Genomic DNA, 8859 nt, shown 5'->3' on the forward strand with positions numbered 1-8859 from the left:
GTCTACGCGCTCGACACCCCCGGCGACCCCGGCCGCAGCGTCCAGCGCGAGCCGATGTGGCAGCCCGAGCGCGCGGCCCGGTGGATGGACGAGGCCCTGGACGCGCTGGGTCTCGACCGGGTCCACCTCGTCGGCTCCTCCTACGGCGGCTGGTTGGTCATCAACCAGGCCCATCTGCGGCCCGGTCGGCTCGCTTCCGTCACCGCCCTCGATCCGGGCGGTCTGGAGAAGGTCGGACTGCGCTTCTTCGTGTGGATCTTCGCCAGCCTCTTCGCCACCTTCGCCCCCAAGGCGCTCCGCCCGCGGCTGGCCTCCTGGCTGGAACAGCCGGTGCTGGTCGTCCCCGAACTGCGCTCCATGATCCAGGCGAGCGTCCGCGCGTTCCGGATCCGCCGCCCCGCCCCGCTGCCCCTGTCGGACGAGGAACTGGGTTCGATCAGGACGCCGTTCTACCTGGTCATGGGCAAGCGCAGCCTGCTCGTCCACCCGAAGCGCCAGCTGGAACGCGTGCCCCGCCTGATAGCCGGCGCCCGCGCCGAGATCGTCGCCGCGACCGGCCACGGCCCGCAGATCGACCACCCCGACCTGCTCAACGAGCGGATGCTGAGCTTCATGGAGGACGTCGACTCCCTCGCCCCCGCGGAAGCCTGAGCCCCACCGGAGGCGCCGGGTTCCGCGGGCAGGCGCGGACGCCGGCGATCGGCATCCGAGCCCCGGGGTGCGCCGCACCCACGGGGCTCCGACGTCGAGCCGGGGCCCTCGCGCCGAGCGGTCGGTATGTCCGGCATCGGTGCGGCCTCGTGGTCGGGCAGGTAGGTGCCCACGAGACTCCCGGCCGCAGGGTCGGTCCGGGTCGGTCCGGGTCGGTCCGGGTCGGTCCGGGTCGGTTCGGTCAGGTCAGGGCGGTCTCGAACACGCCGTGGCGAGCACCCCCGTGGTTCGCCACGGCGTGTGCGAGACCGCCCTGCGTCAGTGGGTGGGTGTGGTCGGAATGGTCCCGGGCGTGCCCATGGGGTGGAAGAGGGCGATGCGTTGCGGGGGGACGATCGTGGGGAGGAGGAAGTTCCACAGGTCGGTGACGCGTGTGTGGAGGTCTTCACGGCGGGTGCGGACGTGCGAGGTGACCTGGATGCCGGTGAAGGCTCCGACGAGCAGCGTCGAGAGGTCCTGGATGTCCAGCGACGGGTGTATGTCGCCGCGCTGCTGAGCGGGGGTCAGACAGGTGCGGCAGGTGTCGATCCAGCCGTCGTAGGGGGTCGGGTCCGGGTGCGTGAAGGAGCCGAACTCGATGACCAGGCGGATGCCGGCTCGGATGCGGACGTCGGTGCGCAGTCCGTGGGCCATCTGATGGGTCAGGTCGATGACCGTCTGCAGGCCCGGGTCGTCGGTGGTGGGGACGCGCTCGGCGACCAGGAGCTGCTCATCCATCAGGGTGCGGGCGAGGGCTTCCTTCGACGGGAAGTGGAAGTAGAGGGCGCCCTTGGTGACTCCGGCGTTCCTGACGACGTCACTGAGGCTGGTGCCCTCGAACCCGCTGAGATCGAATGCGACCGCCGCGCCGTCGAGTATGGCTTCGCGGGTGATCTCGGCCCGCACCTGTCTGGCCCTCGCCACGTTCTGCTCGTCCCCTTGGTCACTGCCCGAGCGTTGTTCGCCGCGGTGCGCCGTCAATCTAGTCGGACAACCCGAAAAGAAACCAGTCGGCAGGTACTTTTTTGCGGAGGCGGGGAGCGGTTCGGGGAGTTGTGCGGTTCTTTGGGTGATTCTTCCTCGGATGGCGAGCCTCTCGAACGGTCAAAAGGCCTATGGCGAAGACGAGTTGTCGGGGCCGCTCGCTTGGTTAGCGTCGGGCTCCGCGGAGTTGGCCGGGTGCTCCGGGTAGTGGGGGAGCGCGAGGGTGGTCCCGTCCTTCGCCGCCCTGAGCATCCAGGCGAGGACGCGGCCTCTGCTGAGCGCGGTGTTGCGCAGGCACAGGCCGAGCTTCGACGAGGGGGCGAGAAAGAGACCGGAGCGGTCCCCGCCCTTCTGGCGCTCCTGAGCAACTCGCGGCGATGCTGGGCGAGGTGATGCGCGCGCACGGAGAGCGGTTCCCCGCCCTCGGGGCGGCGCTGGCCTCGGCGGCGGAACACGGCGGGCGGGACCAGGCCTTGGAGTTCGGGCTGGCCCGGATCCTGGACGGGCTCGAACGGCTGATGACCCGCCGCGCGGCCGGCAACTGACACCGCGCACAGGCCCGGCCTGATCGGCACGGCACCCCCTGAGGGCTGTCCCGTCATCCCCGGTGGATCCGCGCACGGCGTCCGATACGGTGCATCGCGAGGCGGAGGTGCGCCACCGTACCGGGCTTCGGGCACTCCGACAGCGCGGCGAGGCACCGCAGCTGCCGCCGTGCGCCCACCGCGGATCACAGGACAGCCTTTAGCATGCGGGGCATGGGTGATCTTGACGAGCGGTTGTGCGAGTTCCGGCTCGATGTGGGGCAGGACGAGCTGGACGACCTGCGGGAGCGGCTGGGCCGGGTGCGCTGGCCCGACGAACTCCCCGGGGTCGGCCGGGCGTACGGGATGCCGCTCGACCGGATGCGGGAGCTCGTCGCCCACTGGCGCGAGGAGTACGACTGGCGGGCGGCCGAGGCCCGGCTGAACGCGTGGCCGCAGTTCACCACGGTCATCGACGGCGCGCGGGTGCACTTCGCGCACCTCCGCTCGCCGGAGCCGGACGCGACCCCGCTGCTGATGACCCACGGCTGGCCGGGCTCACTCGTGGAATTCCAGCGCGTCGCGGGTCCGCTCACGGATCCCCGGGCGCACGGTGGCGATCCGGGGGACGCCTTCCACCTGGTGTTGCCTAGCATTCCCGGCTTCGGGCTCTCGGGGCCCACGACCGAGACGGGCTGGGAGTTCAAGCGGGTGGCCCGGGCCTTCGGCGTGCTGATGGAACGCCTCGGCCACCGCTCGTACGGGGTGCAGGGCGGCGACTGGGGGGCCGCGATCTCGCGGGAGCTGGGGCTGATCCGGCCGGGCCACGTGATCGGGGTGCACCTGAACCTGCTGCCCGGGGGCGGGGCCACGGCCGAGCCCCGGCCGGAGGAGCTGGCCGCACTGTCCCCCGCCGAACGGGAGCGGACGCTGGCCTCCTGGGAGCGGTACCGGATCTGGTCCCGCGAGAAGCAGGGGTACGCCGACATCCAGGCGACCCGGCCGCAAACCCTCGCGTACGGGCTCAACGACTCGCCGGTCGGGCTGCTCGCCTGGATCGCCGAGAAGTTCAGCGAGTGGAGCGACCCCGCGTGCCCGGTGGACCGGGACCAGATGCTGACCAACGTGATGCTGTACTGGCTCACGGGAACGGCCGGCAGCGCGGCCCGCATCTACTACGAGCGGGCGCACGCCGCCTACGCCGGCCGGCCGCCCGAGGTGTCGCGGACCCCGACCGCACTGGCCGACTTTCCCCGGGACAACTTCATCCCGCTGCGCCACGTCGCCGCGCGCACCGACACCATCGTGCGCTGGACGTCGTTCGACCGGGGCGGCCACTTCCCCGCCATGGAGGTGCCCGAGCTGCTGGTGGGGGACGTCCGCGCCTTCTTCCGGCAACTGCGCCGGCCGGGATGTGAGAACGCGCTGGGCACGGTCCCGCACCGGATGTGGTGATCGCCCGGTGATCGATGAACAGCGGACCCGGCCCGTGCTGACCGGCGATGAGCGCGCCACCCTGACCAGCGTCCTGCAGTGGCAGCGGGACACCCTGATGGTGAAATGCGCCGGGCTGAGCGAGCGGCAGCTGCGGATGCGGGCGGTCGCCCCGTCGGGACTGACCCTGCTCGGGCTGGTGCGTCACCTCGCGGAGGTCGAGCGCGGATGGTTCCGCAACGTCCTGGCCGGAGAGGACGTACGGGGCCACTTCCCGAAGAACGAGGCGGGGGAGTGGACGGAGTTCCACGTCGAGGACGCGGACGTGGCCGAGTCGTTCAGGATCTGGGAAGAGACGTGCGAGCGGTCGCGCGCGATCGTGGACGCCGCCGAATCCCTCGACGTGACGGGGCGGTTCGGCGATCAGCCGTACTCGCTGCACTACATCCTGACCCACATGATCGAGGAATACGCCCGCCACAACGGGCACGCGGACCTGCTGCGCGAGGCGATCGACGGGACGACCGGGGAATGACCCGGCCGTGAAATGATCCGCGAACGACCTTGAAATGAGAGGTGGTTGGCGCGCTGGGCCCTGTACGGTCCGAAGCCATGCGGATCACGAAGTACACCCACGCATGTGTCCGGATCGAGCAGGACGGCCGGGTCCTCGTCATCGATCCCGGCACCTGGAGCGAACCGGCCGCCCTGGCCGGCGCGGACGCCGTGCTGGTGACCCACGAGCACGCCGACCATGTCGACGTACTGCGCCTGGCCGGGCTCGGCGTACCGGTCCACGCCCCCGCCGACGCGGACATTCCGCGGCTGGACGTCATCGGGGTGTCCGCCGGGACGGAGTTCACCGCCGCGGGCTTCCGCATACGGGCGGTCGGCGGCCGCCACGCCTTCATCCATGGTGGCCTCCCCGACTGCGCGAACCTCGGCTACGTCGTCGACGACGCGGTCTACCACCCGGGTGACTCGCTGCACGTGCCCGAGCAGGAGATCGAGACGCTGCTGGTGCCGGTACAGGGTTCGTGGCTGAAATTGGTGGAGGCGATCGATTTCGTCAAGGCCGTGGGGCCGCGGCGGACGTTCGGTATGCACGATGCGCAGATCAACGAACGTGGTCTGAGCAGCGTCAACGGCTGGCTCGCCGAAGCGACTTCGCACGGGTACCGGTACCTGAGGCCCGGCGAGTCCCTCTGAGTCTCCGGCCCCTCCCGGACCCGCCACCTGCGGCGGAGCACGCTAGTCTCCGTCGAATGGTTCGACAGGTATCGCTCTCCGCGCTGCGGCACAAGCCGTTCACCTTATTCCTCCTCGCACGTCTCATCTCGATGAGCGGCACGGCGATGGCCCCCGTGGCCCTGGCCTTCGCGGTGTTCGGCTTCGACAGCAGCCCGGCGTCCCTGGCGATCGTCCTCGCGGCCAACACCGCCCCGCAGCTGCTGCTCCTCCTCGTCGGAGGAGTGGTCGCGGACCGGTTCTCCCGCCAACGGATCATCGTCATCGGCAATGTGGTCCCGGCCGTCACCCAGGGCTGCGTCGCACTCCTCGTGGCGACGGGAACGGCCACCACCGGGCGCATCGCCCTGTTCGCGGCACTGGCGGGCTGTGCGTCCGCACTGACCCAGCCCGCCATGAACAGCCTGCTGCCGCAGCTCGTCGGTCCCGGCGAGCTGCAGCAGGCGAACGCGCTGATGCGGTTGCCCGGCAATGTCATCCGCATCCTCGCGCCGGCGGTCGGCGGGGCCCTCGTCGCGTTCTTCGGGCCGGAGCTGACCCTGGGCTGGGACGCCGCCAGTTTCGCGGTCGCGGCGGTCCTCTGCAGCCGTCTCGAGGCGGCCGGACCCGTCAAGACCACGGCATCAGTCTTCCGCGACTTCAAGGATGGCTGGAAAGAGTTCTCCCGTCTCTCCTGGGTATGGACCTACACGCTGTCCGGCACTGTGGTCGTCGCCCTCTGGCTCGGCGGATATCAGCTCCTCGGTCCCGTGATGGCCCGGAACAGTCATCTGGGTGCTCCTTCGTGGGGAATCGTCCAGGGGTCCTTCGCGGCGGGCCTGCTCCTGGGGGGAATCGTTGCCCTCAGATGGAAGCCGTCCAGGATCATGGTCGTGTGCGTCTGCGCCAACCTGCCTCTCGCGCTGCCCTTCCTCGCACTCGCCTGGGGCGCGCCGCTCGCCGTGCTGGCCGGGGCGGCCGTCATGGCGGGCATCGGCCTGGACATCGCGATCGTCTGCTGGAACACAGCCGTGCAGGAACAGCTCCCGTCCGAGGTGCTCGGGCGGGTCAGCTCCTTCAACTCGGCCGGTGAGCTCATGTCCGTGCCGCTGGGCTACCTCGTCGTGGGCGCCGCGGCGACCTCTCTCGGCACGGAGTCCGTCCTGCTCTGGAGTGCCGTACTGATGATTTCGGCGAGCCTGGTGCTGCTGCTCGCCCCGAGCGTGCGGGCGGTACGCAGGCTGCCCGCGGATCCGGGTCCGGCCGCTGTGGCGGCGGGAGACCAGGATTGCCGGAGCCGGACCGGCCGGGCGCCCGATCAGGTGGCCCGCCCGTAGCGGACCGCTGTGCTCCAGATCCGCTCCAGCCGCACCCGGGTGCCGGGGCGGGGGGCATGCCAGATCCGGTCGTCGCCGGCGTAGATCCCGACGTGGGTCATGGTCGCGCCGCTGGGGAAGAAGACCAGGTCCCCGGCCGCGCGATCGGCCTCGGGGATGTGGCGGGTGTGCTCGTACTGCTGGTCGGCGGTGCGGGGAAGCCGTTTGCCCGCCTTCTTGAAGGCGTAGAGGGTGAGACCCGAGCAGTCGAAGCGTTTGGGGCCCGTGGCGCCGTAGGCATACGGCGAGCCCTGTTTGGATGCGGCCACCGCGACGGCTCTGGCGCCATAGGGGGTGGCGGCGTTCGCCGGTGCTGCGGGGCCGGTCAGCGCGGCGGCCGTCAGGAGCAGCAGGGAGAGGGCGGCGCGGGCTCTGGGGCAACAACACGTGGGGAGAAGGCCATTGGGGGCCTTTCGGAAGTCGGTCCTGAAGCAGGACATCGTGACACCTCCGCAATCGGTTGGCAGGTAACAGTCGGATCAGTGGTCGGGGTCCTGTTCTCGGTGAATGCGTCATCGCTCTGACGGCGGACCAGTTTTCTCCGACGGGATGCGCCGAACAGCACGGGACACAGTCTGATTTGTCTCGATTTTGCTTTCGAGGCGAGATCATAGGGCCGAATGGTTGTCATATGGGCGCGCCCGACGTGCCGGTTTGCGGCGTCGGTGCTAGGCCGCCCCGGATAATCGGCGCGGGGTCGGAACCCCGACTCCTATGATCATCGGATGGAGAAGCCCCGCTATCCCGCGAAGCCCCGCCCCGGAGACCTGGTCGCCGTACTCTCACCCTCGTCCGGCCTTCCCGGCCTGTTCCCGATGCCCTACGAGCTGGGGTTGAACAGACTCCAGGACGACTTCGGACTGACGGCGGTGGAATACCCGACGACCCGGACGATGGGTGCGACGCCGGAGGCGCGCGCGGCGGACATCCACGCGGCGTTCGCGGACCCCGACATCAAGGCGGTGATCACCAGCATCGGCGGCGACGACCAGATCACCGTCCTTCCCCACCTCGACCGCGACCTCCTGCGCGCCAACCCCAAGCCGTTCCTCGGCTACAGCGACAACACCAACCTGCTGCTGTTCCTGCGGGACTTGGGCATCGTCGGCTACCACGGAGGATCGGTCATGGTCGGATTCGGACGGCCCGGCGCGATGCACCCGACGACCGCCGCCTCCCTCCGGGCCGCGCTGTTCACCTCGGGCGCGTACGAACTCACGGCGGCGAGCACCTACGGGGACGTCAACGGCCCCTGGGAGGATCCGCTCACCTTCGCATCCGAGCCGCAGATGGAACCCGCCGACGGCTGGTCCTGGCACAACGCCGACCGGGTCGTCGAAGGCATCGGCTGGGGCGGAAACCTGGAGATCATCTCCTGGCTGCTGATGGCCGACCGCGTGGCCCGACCGGTCGACTCGTACGCCGGCAACGTGCTGTTCCTGGAGACCTCCGAGGAAATGCCGCCCGCCGAAGAGGTCTACCGGATCCTGCGCGGCATGGGCGAACGGGGACTGCTGCGCCAGTTCCCCGCGCTGCTCATGGGCAGGGCCAAGAGCTGGTCGTTCGAGAACCGGCTCGACGCCCAGGCGAAGGCGGACTTCCGCCGGCAACAGCGGGAAGCCGTCCTGCGGGCCCTCCACGAGTACGCCCCCGACACCATGGTGGTGTTCGACGTCGACCTCGGCCACACCGACCCGCAGGTCGTGATCCCCGTCGGCGGCCTCATCCGGGTGGACGGCCCGGCACGCCGGATCGTCGTCACGTACTGAGCCCCGATCAGCGGTTCTCGGAGCGGTAGGCGCGCATCGCCAGCGGCATGAAGACGGCGGTGATGCCCGCCGCCCACAGCAGCGACCAGAAGAGGGGCCCGCTCACCGGAGTACCGAGCAGCAGCCCGCGGAACGCGTCCGACAGCTGGGTCACCGGATTGACCTCGACCCAGGCCTGGAGCCACCCGGGCATGGTGTCGACCTCGACGAACGCGCTGCTCGTGAAGGTGAGGGGGAAGATGAAGGTGAAGGCGAAGACCTGCACCTTCTCCACGTCCGAGGCCATCATCCCGATCAGCACCGCGGTCCACGAAACGGCCGCGGCGAACGTCAGCAACAGCAGCGTCGCGCCGACGAAGCCCGCCGGACCGCCGGTGATCTCGAAGCCCAGCAGTGTGCCGAGCGCGATCATCAGGAGCATGGCCCACAGCTGTTTGGCCAGATCGGCCACGATCCGCCCGAACAACGGAGCCGAACGGGCGATCGGCAGGCTACGGAGCCGGTCGAACACGCCCTTGGTCAGATCGGTGTTGAGCGACATGGCGGTATACATGCTCATGAACAGTGTGTTCTGAACGATGATCCCCGCAAGCGCGTACTGGAGGTACTCCTGAGGGGAGCCCGCCATCTGCCCGCCGAAGACGTAGGTGAACAGGAACACGAACATGATCGGCGTGATGCTGTAGTCGACGAGCTCCAGCGGATTGTGCTTCACCGAGACCAGACTGCGCCACGCCATGGTGGCGGTCTGCCGCAGGGCCGCCGGCAGCCGTACCCGGCCCCCGCGGCCCCGGCTGTCCGTGAGGGTCGTGCCGGTCATGACGGACTCCCTGCCTGTGCGTACCGGCCGTCGTC

The 8859-nt window shown here is 69.8% G+C and carries 9 protein-coding genes and 1 pseudogene; 7 read left to right on the plus strand and 3 right to left on the minus strand.

Annotated elements, in window-relative coordinates; translation table 11 throughout:
- On the plus strand, positions 1 to 651 hold a 651-nt coding region (locus tag ACWGIU_RS20370), incomplete at its 5' end, for an alpha/beta fold hydrolase (protein ID WP_453707721.1).
- 318 nt (positions 652 to 969) lie between these two features.
- On the opposite strand, the gene ACWGIU_RS20375 is transcribed toward ACWGIU_RS20370, so the two are convergent.
- Positions 970 to 1614 (minus strand): ScbR family autoregulator-binding transcription factor, encoded by a 645-nt coding sequence (locus ACWGIU_RS20375; RefSeq protein ID WP_453707723.1) that lies wholly within the window; start codon positions 1612 to 1614, stop codon positions 970 to 972.
- A gap of 416 nt (positions 1615 to 2030) precedes the next feature.
- Between ACWGIU_RS20375 and ACWGIU_RS20380 the strand changes: the two are divergent.
- From ACWGIU_RS20380 to ACWGIU_RS20400, 5 genes and pseudogenes are all read left to right on the plus strand, one after another.
- A pseudogene (locus ACWGIU_RS20380) lies at positions 2031 to 2219 on the plus strand (TetR/AcrR family transcriptional regulator C-terminal domain-containing protein); the annotation flags it as partial.
- A 213-nt stretch (positions 2220 to 2432) separates the two neighbouring features.
- A complete protein-coding gene (locus ACWGIU_RS20385) occupies positions 2433 to 3653 on the plus strand; it encodes an epoxide hydrolase family protein (protein ID WP_453707725.1) in 1221 nt (406 codons plus the stop codon).
- Between the two features lie 7 nt (positions 3654 to 3660).
- On the plus strand, positions 3661 to 4167 hold the full coding sequence (locus ACWGIU_RS20390; RefSeq protein ID WP_453707727.1) for a DinB family protein: 507 nt from the start codon (positions 3661 to 3663) through the stop codon (positions 4165 to 4167).
- A 77-nt stretch (positions 4168 to 4244) separates the two neighbouring features.
- Positions 4245 to 4841 (plus strand): MBL fold metallo-hydrolase, encoded by a 597-nt coding sequence (locus tag ACWGIU_RS20395; protein WP_453707729.1) that lies wholly within the window; start codon positions 4245 to 4247, stop codon positions 4839 to 4841.
- A 56-nt stretch (positions 4842 to 4897) separates the two neighbouring features.
- Positions 4898 to 6196, plus strand: a complete 1299-nt coding sequence (locus tag ACWGIU_RS20400; protein WP_453707731.1) for an MFS transporter — start codon at positions 4898 to 4900, stop codon at positions 6194 to 6196.
- Here ACWGIU_RS20400 and ACWGIU_RS20405 read toward each other — a convergent pair.
- A complete protein-coding gene (locus ACWGIU_RS20405; RefSeq protein WP_453707733.1) occupies positions 6178 to 6675 on the minus strand; it encodes a C40 family peptidase in 498 nt (165 codons plus the stop codon). The two genes, ACWGIU_RS20400 and ACWGIU_RS20405, sit on opposite strands and share 19 nt — an antisense overlap.
- A gap of 285 nt (positions 6676 to 6960) precedes the next feature.
- Between ACWGIU_RS20405 and ACWGIU_RS20410 the strand changes: the two genes are divergently transcribed.
- Positions 6961 to 8004 carry a S66 family peptidase gene (locus ACWGIU_RS20410; RefSeq protein WP_453707735.1) on the plus strand — a complete coding sequence of 348 codons (1044 nt, stop codon included), beginning with the start codon at positions 6961 to 6963 and terminating at the stop codon, positions 8002 to 8004.
- 7 nt (positions 8005 to 8011) lie between these two features.
- Here the strand turns inward: ACWGIU_RS20410 and ACWGIU_RS20415 are convergent, their stop codons facing one another.
- Positions 8012 to 8824 (minus strand): ABC transporter permease, encoded by an 813-nt coding sequence (locus tag ACWGIU_RS20415; RefSeq protein WP_453707737.1) that lies wholly within the window; start codon positions 8822 to 8824, stop codon positions 8012 to 8014.
- Between the last annotated feature and the right edge of the window lie 35 nt (positions 8825 to 8859).

The sequence above is a fragment of the Streptomyces sp. NPDC054840 genome (assembly GCF_053611065.1).